This window comes from Shimia sagamensis (assembly GCF_900182745.1).
Taxonomy (GTDB): Bacteria; Pseudomonadota; Alphaproteobacteria; order Rhodobacterales; family Rhodobacteraceae; genus Shimia; species Shimia sagamensis.
Map to the genome: position 1 here is coordinate 64,267 of NZ_FXTY01000009.1, position 14,264 is coordinate 78,530.

The 14,264-nt window shown below is 55.1% G+C and carries 15 protein-coding genes; 6 read left to right on the forward strand and 9 right to left on the reverse strand.

What is annotated here, in order from left to right; all coding sequences use genetic code 11:
* The first annotated feature begins 2 nt into the window (after positions 1 to 2).
* The 3 genes from argE (at position 3) to QOL67_RS19050 (ending at position 2,553) form a co-directional block, all read left to right on the forward strand.
* Positions 3 to 1,166: an acetylornithine deacetylase gene (gene argE / locus QOL67_RS19040; RefSeq protein WP_283427573.1), complete on the forward strand. Its 1,164-nt coding sequence runs from the start codon at positions 3 to 5 to the stop codon at positions 1,164 to 1,166.
* 159 nt (positions 1,167 to 1,325) lie between these two features.
* Positions 1,326 to 2,147, forward strand: coding sequence for an arginyltransferase (locus tag QOL67_RS19045; RefSeq protein ID WP_283427574.1), 822 nt, complete (start codon positions 1,326 to 1,328; stop codon positions 2,145 to 2,147).
* Between the two features lies 1 nt (position 2,148).
* The gene (locus QOL67_RS19050; RefSeq protein WP_283427575.1) at positions 2,149 to 2,553 is read left to right on the forward strand and encodes a VOC family protein; all 405 of its coding nucleotides are present in this window, start codon (positions 2,149 to 2,151) and stop codon (positions 2,551 to 2,553) included.
* 102 nt (positions 2,554 to 2,655) lie between these two features.
* Here the strand turns inward: QOL67_RS19050 and QOL67_RS19055 are convergent, their stop codons facing one another.
* The 4 genes from QOL67_RS19055 to QOL67_RS19070 form a co-directional block, all read right to left on the reverse strand.
* The gene (locus QOL67_RS19055; RefSeq protein WP_283427576.1) at positions 2,656 to 3,735 is read right to left on the reverse strand and encodes an ABC transporter substrate-binding protein; all 1,080 of its coding nucleotides are present in this window, start codon (positions 3,733 to 3,735) and stop codon (positions 2,656 to 2,658) included.
* 250 nt (positions 3,736 to 3,985) lie between these two features.
* Positions 3,986 to 4,624 (reverse strand): 50S ribosomal protein L25/general stress protein Ctc, encoded by a 639-nt coding sequence (locus tag QOL67_RS19060; RefSeq protein WP_283427577.1) that lies wholly within the window; start codon positions 4,622 to 4,624, stop codon positions 3,986 to 3,988.
* Positions 4,625 to 4,728: 104 nt separating this feature from the next.
* Positions 4,729 to 5,355, reverse strand: coding sequence for a hypothetical protein (locus tag QOL67_RS19065; RefSeq protein ID WP_283427578.1), 627 nt, complete (start codon positions 5,353 to 5,355; stop codon positions 4,729 to 4,731).
* Between the two features lie 65 nt (positions 5,356 to 5,420).
* Positions 5,421 to 6,587 carry an alpha-hydroxy acid oxidase gene (locus QOL67_RS19070; protein WP_283427579.1) on the reverse strand — a complete coding sequence of 389 codons (1,167 nt, stop codon included), beginning with the start codon at positions 6,585 to 6,587 and terminating at the stop codon, positions 5,421 to 5,423.
* Between the two features lie 144 nt (positions 6,588 to 6,731).
* Here QOL67_RS19070 and QOL67_RS19075 point away from each other — a divergent pair, with 144 nt between their 5' ends.
* Together QOL67_RS19075 and QOL67_RS19080 are read left to right on the forward strand one after the other, a co-directional pair.
* Positions 6,732 to 7,277, forward strand: coding sequence for a heme NO-binding domain-containing protein (locus QOL67_RS19075; protein ID WP_283427580.1), 546 nt, complete (start codon positions 6,732 to 6,734; stop codon positions 7,275 to 7,277).
* The gene (locus QOL67_RS19080) at positions 7,277 to 8,650 is read left to right on the forward strand and encodes an ATP-binding protein (RefSeq protein ID WP_283427581.1); all 1,374 of its coding nucleotides are present in this window, start codon (positions 7,277 to 7,279) and stop codon (positions 8,648 to 8,650) included. The genes QOL67_RS19075 and QOL67_RS19080 overlap by 1 nt, the downstream gene beginning before the upstream one ends.
* 66 nt (positions 8,651 to 8,716) lie before the next feature.
* Here the strand turns inward: QOL67_RS19080 and QOL67_RS19085 are convergent, their stop codons facing one another.
* The 3 genes from QOL67_RS19085 to QOL67_RS19095 all read right to left on the reverse strand — a co-directional run bounded on the left by QOL67_RS19085 (position 8,717) and on the right by QOL67_RS19095 (position 11,402).
* Positions 8,717 to 10,288 (reverse strand): trimethylamine methyltransferase family protein, encoded by a 1,572-nt coding sequence (locus QOL67_RS19085; protein ID WP_283427582.1) that lies wholly within the window; start codon positions 10,286 to 10,288, stop codon positions 8,717 to 8,719.
* 116 nt (positions 10,289 to 10,404) lie between these two features.
* Positions 10,405 to 11,196, reverse strand: coding sequence for a tryptophan synthase subunit alpha (gene trpA, locus QOL67_RS19090; RefSeq protein ID WP_283427583.1), 792 nt, complete (start codon positions 11,194 to 11,196; stop codon positions 10,405 to 10,407).
* Between the two features lie 53 nt (positions 11,197 to 11,249).
* Positions 11,250 to 11,402, reverse strand: coding sequence for a hypothetical protein (locus QOL67_RS19095; RefSeq protein ID WP_283427584.1), 153 nt, complete (start codon positions 11,400 to 11,402; stop codon positions 11,250 to 11,252).
* Between the two features lie 98 nt (positions 11,403 to 11,500).
* On the opposite strand from QOL67_RS19095, the gene ychF reads away from it, so the two are divergent.
* A complete protein-coding gene (gene ychF / locus QOL67_RS19100; protein WP_283427585.1) occupies positions 11,501 to 12,598 on the forward strand; it encodes a redox-regulated ATPase YchF in 1,098 nt (365 codons plus the stop codon).
* A 100-nt stretch (positions 12,599 to 12,698) separates the two neighbouring features.
* On the opposite strand, the gene QOL67_RS19105 is transcribed toward ychF, so the two are convergent.
* Together QOL67_RS19105 and QOL67_RS19110 are read right to left on the reverse strand one after the other, a co-directional pair.
* Complete coding sequence (locus QOL67_RS19105; RefSeq protein ID WP_283427586.1) at positions 12,699 to 13,430, reverse strand: amino acid ABC transporter ATP-binding protein; 732 nt, start codon at positions 13,428 to 13,430, stop codon at positions 12,699 to 12,701.
* Positions 13,430 to 14,263 (reverse strand): amino acid ABC transporter permease, encoded by an 834-nt coding sequence (locus QOL67_RS19110; protein ID WP_283427587.1) that lies wholly within the window; start codon positions 14,261 to 14,263, stop codon positions 13,430 to 13,432. The genes QOL67_RS19105 and QOL67_RS19110 overlap by 1 nt, the downstream gene beginning before the upstream one ends.
* Between the last annotated feature and the right edge of the window lies 1 nt (position 14,264).

Below are 14,264 nucleotides of genomic sequence, written 5' to 3' on the forward strand. Positions count from 1 at the left end.
GCATGGCGGAGCGTCTGAGCCCGCGGGCTATTTTGGATATGCTGGTGTCGTTTCCGACTGTGTCGAGCGACACCAACCTACCGTTGATAGAGTGGGTGCAAGACTATCTTGCGTCCCACGGTATCGAAGCGCACCAACATCCACATGAAACAGACCCGGCCAAGGCCGGACTGTTTGCCCATGTGGGCCCGATGGTTGAGGGCGCGGTTGTGTTTTCTGGGCATACCGATGTGGTTCCGGTTGAAGGGCAGCCTTGGTCAACCGACCCGTTTGAAGTGGTCGAGAAAGACGGCAAGCTGTTTGGCCGCGGTACCTGCGACATGAAAGGCTTTGACGCGCTGGCGATCTGGGCTGTTGTCGAAGGAAGCTACGCTGATCTGAAGCGGCCGTTGCAGTTGGCGTTGTCATATGATGAAGAAATCGGCTGCACCGGCGCGGCGCCGCTGATTGAGAGCATCGACAAACATTTCCCCAAAGGATCTGCGGTCATTGTTGGTGAGCCGTCTATGATGGGCGCAGTGACCGGCCACAAAGGCGGGCAGGGCTTCAACGTGCATGTGCGCGGCTTTGAAGTGCACAGCTCGCTGATGCACACTGGCGTGAACGCAATCATGTATGGCGCCAAGCTGATCGAATGGGCCAATGAGATGAACGCGGAAAACCGCGCCAAAGATGCAGGCCCTGTGGCGGCGACGTTTGAGCCGCCGTGGACGACCGTGCATGTCGGTGTGATTGAGGGCGGCACCGCCCACAACATCACGGCGTTGGATTGCCGCTTTGGTCTCGATTTCCGCATAGTGCCGGATGAGAACCGCGACGACTGGATTGCCCGTTTTAAAGCCAAAGTGGCCGAGGTTGAGGCGGAGATGCAGGCGGTTGTGCCGGAGAGCCATATTGCGCTGGAGGAGAAGTTCTACGTGCCGGGGCTGATGCCGGAAGAGGCTGGCGAGGCGGAGGCCTTGGTGCGCCAATTGACCGGGGACAACGCGTCCCGTGTGGTGAGCTACGGGACCGAAGGCGGCCATTTCCAAAATGCGGACTATTCGACTGTCATCTGTGGCCCTGGCGACATTGCCCAGGCCCATCAGCCGGACGAGTTCCTCTCTGTGGCCCAGTTTGAGGCCGGAAAAGGCTTTATGCAGAGGCTGATCACGGCCTGTTTCTGATGTCTTACCAAAGGGACACGAAATTAACCGAAATGAACGGTTAATGCCCATCAAATTTTAACCATAGCTCCAGAAACCCGCCTATTACCCCCTACGGAGGGCTTGGCGGGTTAACAACCTGTTGATAACGTCGGAAGCGTTCAGAGGTGATGGAGTGTCATGCGTCATAGTCTTCCGATAGTTCCGCAGTTCTACGTGACCGCGCCGCAGCCGTGCCCTTATCTGGAAGGGCGGCTGGAGCGTAAACTTTTCACGGCGCTGCAAGGTGACAATGCGACCGCGCTGAATGACTCCTTGTCTCAGCAAGGCTTTCGTCGCTCTCAGAACGTGCTCTATCGGCCGTCGTGCACCGATTGTAATGCCTGTATGTCCGCGCGGATTGATGTGTCGAAATTCACCGCGACCAAAAGCCAACGTCGTGCGGCACGTCGCAATACGCATTTGAAACGTAGAGCGACGTCACCATGGGCAACGGAAGAACAGTTCGATCTTTTTCGCCGCTATCTGGACAGCCGTCATGCGGAGGGCGGCATGGCGGATATGGATGTGTTCGAATTTGCTGCGATGATTGAAGAAACTCCCATTCGCAGCCGGGTGGTGGAGTATTCCGATCAAGACAACGATCAGCTTATCGGGGTGTGTTTAACGGACGTTCTCGAAGACGGCGTCAGCATGGTCTATTCGTTTTATGACCCCAAGATGAGCCGGACCTCCTTGGGGACGTTCCTGATCCTGGATCACATTGAAATCGCCCGTGAGGCAGGCTTGCCCTACGTGTATTTGGGCTATTGGGTGCCTGGCAGTCAAAAAATGGGCTACAAGGCAAAGTTCTCTGGTCTTGAGGTGTTTGTGGGTGGCCGCTGGCAGCCGATGAGCGATCCTGAGGAGTTCTCGGAAGATCACCACCCACTGTCCTCGCCACCAATTGCGGAACAGGTGGCGAATATTGCGTTGCCGGAGGTGCGTGGGAGGAAGGTCTGACGTGTCGCGCCATCTGTACGCGATCGCGCTCGTGGTACCCGACTACGACGTCGGCTTAGATTTCTATGTCAAAAAACTTGGTTTTGTGTTGCGCGAAGATGTGAGGCTTTCTGAGGAAAAACGCTGGGTTGTGATTGCACCAGACATGGATTGTGCGACCAACATTCTTTTGGCCAAGGCGCGTGGTGTCGACCAGAAAGCTGCGATCGGTGATCAATTTGGGGGACGTGTTGGGCTGTTTCTGAACACCGACGATTTTGACCGAGAGTATCAAAAAATGCAGGCAGCGGGCGTGCACTTTGAGGAAGAGCCGCGGGCTGAAGATTACGGCAAGGTAGCCGTATGGCGTGATCCATTTGGCAACCGGTGGGATTTGTTAGAGCTGAAGGCACACAAGCTGACATAATCCTGCCTTCTCTGAGCGCCGATTTCCAATGATGATGCTCTGCAACGAGAGTTGAAAAGATGTTGCCGCCAAACTGGATTGGCGACAACACACTCATTTGGTTTAGTTGGTCGCGCTCATGCCCGTGGCGCGTTTGGAGATCAGCTCAATCGCATTGCCCGCTGCGCGGGTGTATGGCGGCCAGAACATGCTCTCCTCAAAGAAGTCCGGGTTGGCTTCGATCAGAGGGTTGGCGTCCACCACAGAGGAAGAGGCGACCATGCCTAGGCCTTCAACCACGCGGGTCTGGACCTCTTTGCCGATGAAGTGGTTGGCAAAGATTTCAGCCGCTTCCAGCTTGTCACCTTCGAGGTGTTTGGCAAAGTTGATGGTGTCGAGCCAGACGGTATTGCCTTCCCCAAACGGCACCAGGCCCCAGTTGCCGCCTTCTGCAATCGCGGCGGAGGCCCCTACGCCATAAGAGGCCACCAGATCATATTCGCCGGTGAAGGGTGGTGAGGCGCTCCAGAAGTGGCCAACCTGGCCGTAGAGCGCATTCACGGTTTGCTGCAGATCGCTGTCCGGGGAGGCGAGGGCGCCCAAGGCGGCGCGGTCGCCTGAGACGTCGTTCACCTCAAAGGCGGAGCGGCCAAGCGCCAATAGGGCCAGCGATACGTTTGGATGCACCTGACCATCGGTTAGCGACAGGCGGCCTTTCCACTCAGGTTCCAGCATGGCTTTCACGGAGGTTGGCATGTCCTGCACCGTGTCGAGGTTGGCCCAGATGCCGTAGGCACCGCCACCCCATGGAATATAGAGGTGCTGATCACCTTTCATGCCCATCGGAATGTCGGTCAGCGCTGTGGACAGGTGCTGGTAGTTTTCCAGTCGTGGGGAGTTCACGTTGATCGGCTGCAACATGTTGGCAGAGGGGCTACCTTCCATGTTGATGTAGTTCAGCGTCAGGAAGGACACATCCACATCACCTGAGCGCAGCATGTCAAACATCTGCTGCGGGCCTTCCGCCACGGTTTCAAGCAGGTTGACCTGAACGTCGTACCCTTGCTCTTTCAGGAGGGCATTGACTGCCGCAATCTCGGTGTCGTTGACGTAGCCGTCCCAAGTAAAAATATTGAGCTGTTCGGTTGCATGCGCCATGCTTGCGCTTGCCGCCAAAATACATCCCATCAAAGCGTGTTTCATCTAAGCACCCCAGTTGTTGAAAACAGTGTTTGTGCGACCGGCCAAATGGTCTCCGATCGACTTGGCGCCAGATTGCGGCGCAACTCCTAACAACCTGTGAATGTATTACGTGACCTATGCGGGGTTTATGGTTGAATGTCGCGCTAAGTTGATAAGCAGTTGTTTTCAATTGTGTTCAGTTGACGGGATAACAAAAAACGCGGCGCCCGGAGGCACCGCGTTTCCACAAACCGCAGATGCGGTGATGTGATTATTCTTCGGCTGCGGCTTCTTCACCTTCAGCAGCTTCACCTTCGTCGTCTTCACCGGCAGAGCGCAGGCCGGACGGTGCGGACAGATTGGCAATCACGAAGTCACGATCGATGGTTGGCTTTGCGCCTTCCGGCAGGTCGATCTGGCTGATGGTGATGGTGTCGCCGATATCTTTACCAGTCAGGTCCACAACCAGACGCTCAGGAATGTCACCTGCGGTCACGTTCAGCTCAACTTCAGGGCGCACGATGGTCAGCACGCCGCCTTTTTTGATGCCGGGTGCTTCTTCTTCGTTTTCGAAATCAACGTGGATGAACAGGCTGATTTTGGAAGTGCGACGCAGACGCAGCAGGTCGATGTGGGTTGGCAGATCTTTGATGACGTCGCGCTGAACGCCGCGGCAGATCACACGCACGTCTTCCTGACCTTCAACCTTCAGGTTGAACAGGGTGGACAGGAAGCGGCCGTCTTTCAGTTTCTTGAGCAGAACATTGAAAGGGATCTGGATTGCAACCGGGTCGGCTTCGCCGCCGTATACAACACCAGGAACCATACCAGCGCGACGTGCTTGACGAGCGGCGCCCTTGCCTGTCCCCGTACGTGCTTCGGCGATAAGATCAGGAATTTGACCAGCCATTTTGAATTCTCCATATACATAGGCAGGGATCCTCCAAGGCTGTATCCCCGCGTGAAGCCGCGCCTATACCGCGGATTTGTCTGAATGCAAAGGGGATTCGCGCCCTAAATACTCCGAAATTCCCGTAATACGCCGCCGGCCGCAACAACTCTGTCATAAAGCTCAAAATCCGCGGGGCGTGCGGCGCGAAATGCCGCCTCCACGTCGGGTGATAGAGTGGCCTCCACGTGAGGGGAGACATTTTTTTGGCGTGGAAGAACCTTTGCCCCAAAACGCTCTTCGATAAAAGCTTGAAGCAGCTCTTGGCGATCATAAGCAAAAAGGTGATCGACTGGGACGTCTCCTTCCGCCAAAGACAGGAAGGACGCTTGGGAGCCGATGCCAGCGGCTTTGGATGGGTGTTTGCTGATTGCGTCGCTGACATAGTCATCAAAGCTTATGCCGCCGTGGCACGTGGGTGCATTGGGGGCCATTCGCTCGGGGCTGCGGTATTTGTACCAACTGCGCGCATGGTCAATTGGATCTCGGATCACCGCAAAGCGTTCCGGGGCAAGGCCATAGGTCTCTTTGAGGAAGGGCGCAAACTTGGCGTGGTATTTTCCGAGTGTCATGTGTTTCACCCCTTTGGTGAAAATCACATCAGCCCGCGGTCTCAGCGCCAGTTCATAAGCCGTGGAGCCGGTTTTGGGCACCGATATAAATGCCAGATTTGGTTTGAAAAAGACCAACATAAACGTGATACCTCTTGCCCGATGCGTTTATGGCGCGCCGGACAAGAGCTTGTCAAAGCAATTGGTTAAGCCTGCCAGCTGCCTTCGAAGTTTTCTGGCACCAGGAGGATGTCGCGATCCAGCTCGTCAATGGTGCGGCGCCCACATAGGGCCATGGACACGTCGAGCTCTTTGTGGATCACTTCCAGCGTTTTGGTGACTCCGGATTCGCCCATAGCGCCAAGGCCGTAGATAAAGGCGCGGCCGATGTAAGTGCCTTTGGCGCCCAGTGCCAGAGCCTTAAGGACGTCCTGACCGGAACGGATTCCGCTATCAAGATGCACTTCGACCTGATCGCCAACGGCCTCCATGATCGACGGCAGCGCGCGAATGGCACTGAGCGCACCGTCGAGCTGGCGACCGCCGTGGTTGGATACGATGATGGCATCCGCGCCAACCGTGAGCGCCATTTTGGCGTCATCCGCATCCAAAATGCCTTTGAGTATGACTTTGCCGCCCCACTTTTCTTTAATTTTGGCAACTTTGTCCCAATCCAATGTGAGATCAAAGCTTTCGGCAGTCCAGGCACCAAGGTCCGCGGTGTCGGTAATACCGTCAACATGTCCCACGATGTTGCCAAAGTTGCGCCGCTTTGCGCCCAGCATCTCGATTCCCCAACGCCATTTGGTCATCAGGTTGGCAATGGTGGAAGGTGTCAGCTTGGGGGGGGCAGAGAGACCATTCTTGAGGTCTTTGTGGCGTTGGCCAAGGATTTGCAGATCTAGCGTGATCACCAAAGCCGCGCATTTCGCATCTTTGGCACGCTGGATCAACCGGTCGACAAAGTCCTCATCCGTCATGGTATAAAGCTGAAACCAGAACGGTTTGGTGGTGGCCTCTGCGACCTCTTCAATCGAGTTGATCGACATGGTTGAGAGCGTGAAAGGAACACCGAATTTTTCGGCAGCGCGCGCAGCTTTGATCTCTCCATCCGCACATTGCATGCCCGTGAGGCCAACGGGTGCTAGGGCGACGGGCATTGCCACATCCTGCCCGATCATCTGGCTTGCTGTGGAGCGCCCAGACATGTCTACGGCCACACGTTGGCGCAAATAGATGTCAGTGAAGTCAGAGGTGTTCTCGGCAAAGGTTTTTTCTGTCCAGCTGCCGGTTTCGGCGTAGTCAAAAAACATTCGTGGCGCGCGGCGTTTATAGAGGCGTTTGAGGTCTGCAACGGAGGTGATGACGGGCATAGACTTACTTTCAGGCCGGTTTTGGTAAATGTTTTTTACCAATGCAGCGGATTTTGCGCAATACCCCTTTTGAGGTTAACATCATGTTTACCCTTTGTTCTTATTGTTGACTGGTTGAGATTTTTCAGTCACGCGGAGGTTTCCATGAAAGGCATTGTTTTTGTCGAATTGATCCGAATGGCCGAGTCTGTGATGGGCGAAGAGGCCGTTGATGACATCTTAGAAAAAGCGAAGTTGGAAAATGATGGCGCGTTTACTGCGGTGGGCAACTATCCCTGTCGGGAACTTTTGGCGATTGTCGATGCGATTGGCGCCGAACTTGGCGCGCCGATAGAAGCATTGCACAAGCAATTTGGCCATTGGATGTTTGGCCGGTTTGTCGAAGGGTACCCTGTTTTCTTTGAAGGCAAAAACGACGGCTTTGACATGTTGGAGTCGATTGAAGGTGAGGTCCATGTTGAAGTGCGCAAGCTTTATCCAGAGGTAGAGCTTCCGACGTTTGCGACAGAGCGGTTGGAGGATGGCCGGTTTAAGATGGTCTATTCCAGCGAGCGGCCGTTGCAGCATTTTTGCCATGGCTTGATCGAGGCTTGCTTGCAGCACTTTGAACACGATGCTTCGATCCAGATGACGGAGCAAAAAGGTGGTGGCAAGTTCTGTGCCGAGTTTTTGATGCAGAAGGCTGTCTGATGTATCTGCGCGAGCCCATAGCCCCGCCTTCCGATGCTGTCTCGCGTCGGAGGTACATGCGGGAGCGCGTGGGGCGTGAGGAAGCGGAGTCAATTCTGGAGGGAAAAAGTCGAGAGCTTTATGAAGCCAATCAACGGTTGCAGAAACTCCTTGGCACAATGGAACAGGCCGTGCGTGACCGCACAAGCGAGTTAGAAGAGGCTCGCGTTGCTGCAGAGTCGGCAAATGAGGCCAAATCGGCATTTCTGGCCTCGATGAGCCATGAAATCCGTACCCCCCTAAATGGCATTCTTGGTATGGCCCAAGCGCTGGACGACAGCGGTTTGAGTGATGATCAGGCCAAATTGGTGGCGATTTTGGGGGAAAGTGGTCGCTTGTTGTTGGCGATCATCAATGACGTTTTGGATATCTCCAAGATTGAAGCAGGTAAGTTGGAGTTTGAGATCATCCCTTACAAATTGTCGGATTTGGTGGATGGCATGCGGCACCACTACCAATTCCGGGCAGAAGAAAAGGGGCTCAATTTTGAAGCTGTGCTGTCAGAGGCGGCCAATTGCTCTGTGCACACGGATCCGGTGCGGTTGCAACAGGTCGTGGGCAACCTTTTGTCCAATGCAATTAAGTTCACCGACACGGGCTCTGTTTCCCTGTTTATTGACCTGGTGCCACATAGGTCGGGAAAGATAGTTCTGAGCCTAAAAGTTCGGGACACAGGGCCTGGCATTCCGAAATCTCAGCAGCTGCGGTTGTTTGAGCGGTTTAATCAAGCAAACACCAGCGTGACACGCATGCACGGCGGCACCGGTTTGGGCTTGGCAATTTCGCGACATATTTGTGAGCTAATGGGCGGGGAGGTATCCCTTCGGTCCAAACCCGGTGCAGGCGCTGAGTTTCATGCCAAAGTTCTGGTTGATCCGGCTGAAGACAGAACAGGTTCGATTGCGTCCGTGACGGCCGCAGATGCAGGGCGCAGCCTGGCTGGCTTGAGGATTTTGGCGGCGGAAGACAATCGTACCAACCAAATAGTGCTCAAGCACATGTTAAAGAAGGTTGGTCTCACGCTGGAGATTGTTGAGAACGGGAGCGCTGCAGTGCATGCTTGGAAAGCAGCGCATTACGACATGATTTTGATGGACATAAATATGCCCGTTATGGATGGGCTAGAGGCCACGCGACAAATCCGCGAAATTGAAAGTCGAGACATGCTGGAGACGACGCCAATCTTGGCGGTGAGTGCAAATGCTATGGTTCATCAGGTGGCGGGTTATCTGTCCGAGGGCATGAGCGGGCATGTTGCCAAACCCATCAGCAGAGAATGCCTGGTGCAAGCCATGGCCAATGCGCTGGCCGCGGAGGGACGTTGGCCAGACTAGTCACGGGCATGCTTGGGGGGGGCAGGCAAACCCAGCTAACACCTGCCCACAGCTTGCGACGTGCATTCAAATGGTGTCCACTTTTCCGGAATAGACCTGCACAATATGCTTGTCTGCTGCGGTGGTCAGTGCCGCAATCTCTTTGTTCTGAATGGTGGATAAGAAACCGGCTTGTGGTGCCTTTGCAATCGCTGAAAGAGCCTTGTCCCTGGCAATTTCAAAGGCGCCACGCCGTCCATCTGCCTCGTAGTCATCACGCCCAATGCGCTGAAAAACTTCAGGAATATGCTGATCCCGGCAGCCTGCAACCGTGTGGTTGCTATCGAGAAAATGCCCACCCACAGGAACTTTGAGCATTTCTTCGAAGTTCAGCGCGGCATCATTTACATCCGGCACCTGCAAAAAGCGTCGTGTCATACCGCCAAGCTCGTTGTCCAAGACCGCCTGCACTGGGCAGAACACTGTCGCACATTCCAATTGGCCAATCCCGCCAAGGATATCCGCACCTGACAGTGCCACGGTTTGCATCAATAGCGCGCGCTCGGCCATGGATTGATGATCCGTATCCGGCGTGTCGGATCCGGATCCGTAAGTGTGCGCCATCAAGCCAAACCCGTGCTTGACCAATTGTATGGAAAGCGAGGCGGCTTGCATGGCTTCCACAGAAGATTGCAGGGCACTGCCGGTGCGCATGTCCAAAGCAAACATTAAAGGCGTGGCGATCACCGGCAGTCCAGGGGACAGCACATGTGCCATCGTGACCATGCCCACCACTTCGGCGCCAGCCATCACCGCAAGTGCCGCCGGGGACAGGGGGGCGGTCCCGCCAGCACTGGGTAGCGAACAGGCATGTACCGGTACGCCGTATTTGCCACATGCGATGATCACTTCAGTGTCCATGAATTTGAACTCAAGAGGTGAAAATGAGCAGGTGATGGTGCTTGTGGAAGGATTGGCCCGCAGCGCGTCTTCACCGCCGGCGGCAATGGCGGCGATCTTCAGAAGATAGTCAACGTTCTCTTTTTGATAGGGCTGCATCCACACGTGCTTTTGTGTGTTGGCAGAGATGGCCGCAAAGCTGTGAATGTCAGCTGTAACCTCCGGAACGCCATGCACAAACGGGTGGGCGATGAACCCGACCTGATCCAAAGAATTGGCCACAGCCGCAATTTCACGTGTCGCGGTGAGGTCCATGTTGCGGTAGCTGGCGTCGTACGGATCAATATAGCCATGCCCACCCGTGCCTGTTCGTAAGATGAACCCTCCGTCGGCACGCGGGACGGCCATGTCAAAGATGCGGTCGCGCCCGGCTAGCCGGCAGGATTTTGGTGTTGCATCTAAAGCCTCTTGGATCATTTGGCGCGGCATCTTTAGGCGTCCGGCCTCGCTGCCTTCCGTGGCGCCCGCTGCCAGGAGAGCAGCTTTTGCCTCTGGATGCACCACCATGACACCGTAGTCCGCCAGCAGGTCCAAAACGCGACCTTTGAGGGTTGCCATGCGATCGCTGTCTAAAAATCCAAATTGCGCGCGCGGTCGAATGACATGTTCAAGAGAAAAGGCATCCGCTGACGCGCGGCTGACCGGCGGTGATTTGCGACCGCGGCGTTTTCGAGGGGCTGAGGAATGGTCAGTAGGCATGGCGCAAGCTCCTTAATACTTGGAAAAAGGCACACACCGATTACGCTCACTGCCTGCCGACTTGAGCAGGATAAGTGTAGCATGACGCGGCGAACCGCGCCAAAGTTTTGATGTCATCAGGCGCGGTGGGCACCGTCCGCCAGAGATTTTACAAAGGCTAGAACGTCTTTTACGGGCTTCCCAGCGCCAATCTGGCTGACAATGGCAGATCCAACCACTGCACCGTCCGCGACGGAGGCAATGTTTTGCGCCTTTTCCGGTGTGTTGATGCCAAAGCCCACGATCACTGGCAAATCTGTTTTGGATTTGATCCGGGTCACTTCCGGTCCTACATCCGTGGCCTCTGCCTCTGCAGAGCCGGTGATGCCAGTGATGGAGACATAGTACACAAACCCAGAAGTGTTCTGTAGAACCTTGGGCAGGCGTTTGTCATCGGTAGTTGGCGTCGCGAGCCGGATGAAATTCAGGCCCGCAGCCTGTGCCGGAATACAGAGCTCGGCATCTTCCTCTGGCGGTAGGTCCACCACAATCAACCCATCAATGCCAGCAAGCTTTGCGTCGATCAAAAACTTGTCGACGCCACGGGAATAGATCGGATTGTAGTAGCCCATCAACACAATTGGGGTGGTGTCGTCAACGCGTCGAAACTCAGTGGCCAGATCAAGAGTTTGTTCCATTGTCATGCCGCCGTCGAGCGCGCGTTGGCCTGCAAGCTGAATGGTTGGGCCGTCAGCCATTGGATCGGTAAACGGCAGCCCAAGTTCGATGATGTCGACGCCGGCGCCAGGAAGGCCTTTGATGATCTCCAATGATGTATCGTAGTCTGGGTCTCCGGCCATGACATAAGCCACAAAGGCTTTTTTGCCAGCGGCATTCAGTTCGGCGAATTTGGCGTCGATGCGTGTCATGAACAGTCCTCAGAGTTTGCTGACAGAAGATGTGCCGAAAATTCTAAGGGAAATCAATCCTTGCTGAGCATGTGCTGCATCCCAACCTTTGGTGGGGCATCTGTAAAGCACATCTTCACAATGTCATTGGCATCAAAGACTGCAGAACAGACATCCTTGGCTTCTTCGCTGGTGCAATCGAAGCAAACGTAAGGAAAAAATGTCATCACAATCTCCTTGTTTAATGGGTCTATCCTAACACGCGGCTTGCGCCGGACCCAAACTCTGCCTAAGAGCAGCACAAACATGTGACAGGAGACCGGACATGGGTTTCAAGATGGGCATCGTTGGCTTGCCAAATGTTGGCAAATCCACGCTCTTTAACGCGCTGACCAAAACCGCTGCAGCGCAGGCGGCAAACTTTCCGTTCTGCACCATTGAGCCCAACGTGGGTGAAGTGGGCGTGCCAGACGCACGTTTGGACAAACTGGCAGCCATTGCGCAGTCCAAATCCATTATCCCAACCCGCATGACCTTTGTGGACATTGCCGGTCTGGTGAAAGGTGCGTCCAAAGGTGAAGGTCTGGGTAACCAGTTCCTTGCCAATATTCGTGAGACCGACGCGATTGCCCATGTTCTGCGTTGTTTTGAAGATGGCGACGTGACCCACGTGGATGGCCGGGTTGATCCGGTGGCAGACGCAGAAACCATTGAAACCGAGCTGATGTTGGCGGATCTGGAAAGCATTGAGAAGCGTCTTCAGGGCATCGTGCGCAAGGTGCGCGGTGGCGATAAGGAAGCGGTTCAGCAGGAGCGTTTGCTGAAAGCGGCGCAAGAGATGCTGGAAGACGGCAAACCTGCGCGTCTGCTCGAAGTTGACGAAGACGATGTGAAGGCGTGGAAAATGTTGCAACTTCTGAGCACCAAGCCGGTGCTCTATGTGTGTAACGTGGGCGAGTCTGAATCTGCTGAAGGCAACGATCATTCCGCTAAAGTGGCGGAAATGGCCGCTGCACAGGGCAACAGCCACGTAATCATCTCCGCGCAGATTGAAGAAGAGATTAGCCAGTTGGAAGATGATGAGGCCATCATGTTCCTTGAGGAGATGGGTCTGGCAGAAGCTGGGTTGGATCGCCTGATCCGCGCAGGTTACGAACTTTTGCATTTGGAAACCTATTTCACCGTAGGCCCAAAAGAGGCCCGCGCCTGGACCATCCGTCAGGGCACCATGGCGCCTCAGGCAGCCGGTGTGATCCACGGCGACTTTGAAAAAGGCTTCATTCGCGCTGAAACCATTGCGTATGAGGATTACATCGCTTGCGACGGTGAAAGCGGTGCCAAGGAAGCGGGTAAGATGCGCGCAGAAGGCAAAGGCTATGAAGTGAAAGACGGCGACGTCATGCACTTCCTTTTTAACACGTAACTTGGATAGACATATCTGACTTGAAAAAGCCCGCTGCTATGACAGCGGGCTTTTTGTTGGGATTGGTCAAGGCGTGTGCCATGCGACTTCGCGGATGGAGCTACTTGAGCGCCCTCGCCAAAAATGCCTGTGTGTCGGGATGTTGTGGCGCATCGAACAGCGCGCTGGGCGGGCCTTCCTCAATCACTTTTCCAGCTTTTAGAAAACAGACCTTATCCGCCGCCTCGCGGGCAAAACCCATCTCGTGCGTGGCAAGAACCATGGTCATTCCGCTGCCTTTTAGGAGCCGCAAAACGTCCAGAACTTCGCCCACCAACTGGGGATCCAGCGCCGAGGTGATCTCGTCAAACAGCATCACTTCGGGCTTCATCGCCAAAGCGCGCACAATGGCGACCCGTTGCTGTTGCCCACCGGACAGTTGGTCCGGATAGTGGTCCATACGATCCGCCAACCCAAAGCGCTCAAACAACTCGGCCACCTCGCTCCGTAACTCCGCGCGCTTCTTGTTGTAAACCCTGCGCGGCGCTAGCATCACATTTTCGACAGCCGTCATATGGGGAAACAGATTAAAGCTCTGAAACACCATGCCAATGCGACGGCGAACTGGTTGCGGGTTCAATCCGGGTAGAGAAATATCCTCGCCATCGAGAAGGATTTCCCCGTCCTCGATGGTTTCCAGCAGGTTGATACAGCGCAGCAGAGTGGATTTTCCGGCGCCCGATGCCCCAATCAGGCAGACCATCTGGCCTTCCTCGACTTCAAGGTTGATGCCATCACAGACCGTGTTGTCGCCAAACCGTTTTTCTACGCTTTTTAAGGTGATTTTTGCCATCAACTGCGCTCCCGGTTCTGCTTGGCCATGAGATAGTCGGCGTAGCGTGTGGCGGGAATGGTAACCGCGAGGAAGATCGCTGCTGCGCCCACATAAGGAGTGAAGTTTGCCAGAAGGGATTTGAACACGCCTGCTTGGCGGAAGATTTCAACCGGACCGATAAAACTCAACAACGCCACGTCTTTTTGCAGGGCAATAAACATATTCATCTGCGCGGGGATAACCCGGCGAATGGCTTGTGGCAGGATCACAAAGCGCATGTTGTCCGCGTCAGACAGGCCCAAAGATTGTGCGGCAGCACGTTGGCTTTTGTGTACGCTTTCGATGCCGGAACGGAAGATTTCCGCCACATATGCCGAGTATGTCAAAATGAGAGCCAGCGAGCCCCAGATGTACGGGGAATTCCACGGGCGGGGCAGTCCAAGGCCGGGAATGCCAAAGCCAATCAAGTAGACGGTCAGCACCACCGGTACACCGCGAAAGATATCTGTGTAAGCCGCACCCAGAATGCGGAGCGGAAACAAAGCGGGATTGCGTGTGTCACGTGCCAGTGCAACCAGCAGCCCAAGGATCACAATGGCGGGGGCGCTCCATAAGAAGATCGCAACATCCAACTTGAAGGCTTCAAGCAGCTTTGGAAAAGTTTTGGCAAAGACTTCCCAGTTAAAGAAGCTGGCTTTGACACGGTCCCAACCCGGTGCCAGTGGCACCAGAAGGATCACGGTCAAAAACACAGCCAAAGTGCTGCCACCCGCGATCAGCATGGAGCGGCGGCGCAGGCGGTCTTCGTATATTTGGCGGCGGGTTTTGCCCGCCGCGTTGGTCTTGCTCATA

What these genes read in the sequence shown, in the direction of transcription:
- argE (WP_283427573.1), top strand. Translation starts at nt 3, where the DNA reads ATGGCGGAGCGTCTGAGCCCGCGGGCTATTTTGGATATGCTGGTGTCG.
- QOL67_RS19045 (WP_283427574.1), top strand. Translation starts at nt 1,326, where the DNA reads ATGCGTCATAGTCTTCCGATAGTTCCGCAGTTCTACGTGACCGCGCCG.
- QOL67_RS19055 (WP_283427576.1), bottom strand. Translation starts at nt 3,735, where the DNA reads ATGAAACACGCTTTGATGGGATGTATTTTGGCGGCAAGCGCAAGCATG.
- QOL67_RS19060 (WP_283427577.1), bottom strand. Translation starts at nt 4,624, where the DNA reads ATGGCTGGTCAAATTCCTGATCTTATCGCCGAAGCACGTACGGGGACA.
- QOL67_RS19065 (WP_283427578.1), bottom strand. Translation starts at nt 5,355, where the DNA reads ATGTTGGTCTTTTTCAAACCAAATCTGGCATTTATATCGGTGCCCAAA.
- QOL67_RS19070 (WP_283427579.1), bottom strand. Translation starts at nt 6,587, where the DNA reads ATGCCCGTCATCACCTCCGTTGCAGACCTCAAACGCCTCTATAAACGC.
- QOL67_RS19075 (WP_283427580.1), top strand. Translation starts at nt 6,732, where the DNA reads ATGAAAGGCATTGTTTTTGTCGAATTGATCCGAATGGCCGAGTCTGTG.
- QOL67_RS19080 (WP_283427581.1), top strand. Translation starts at nt 7,277, where the DNA reads ATGTATCTGCGCGAGCCCATAGCCCCGCCTTCCGATGCTGTCTCGCGT.
- QOL67_RS19085 (WP_283427582.1), bottom strand. Translation starts at nt 10,288, where the DNA reads ATGCCTACTGACCATTCCTCAGCCCCTCGAAAACGCCGCGGTCGCAAA.
- trpA (WP_283427583.1), bottom strand. Translation starts at nt 11,196, where the DNA reads ATGACACGCATCGACGCCAAATTCGCCGAACTGAATGCCGCTGGCAAA.
- QOL67_RS19095 (WP_283427584.1), bottom strand. Translation starts at nt 11,402, where the DNA reads ATGACATTTTTTCCTTACGTTTGCTTCGATTGCACCAGCGAAGAAGCC.
- ychF (WP_283427585.1), top strand. Translation starts at nt 11,501, where the DNA reads ATGGGTTTCAAGATGGGCATCGTTGGCTTGCCAAATGTTGGCAAATCC.
- QOL67_RS19105 (WP_283427586.1), bottom strand. Translation starts at nt 13,430, where the DNA reads ATGGCAAAAATCACCTTAAAAAGCGTAGAAAAACGGTTTGGCGACAAC.
- QOL67_RS19110 (WP_283427587.1), bottom strand. Translation starts at nt 14,263, where the DNA reads ATGAGCAAGACCAACGCGGCGGGCAAAACCCGCCGCCAAATATACGAA.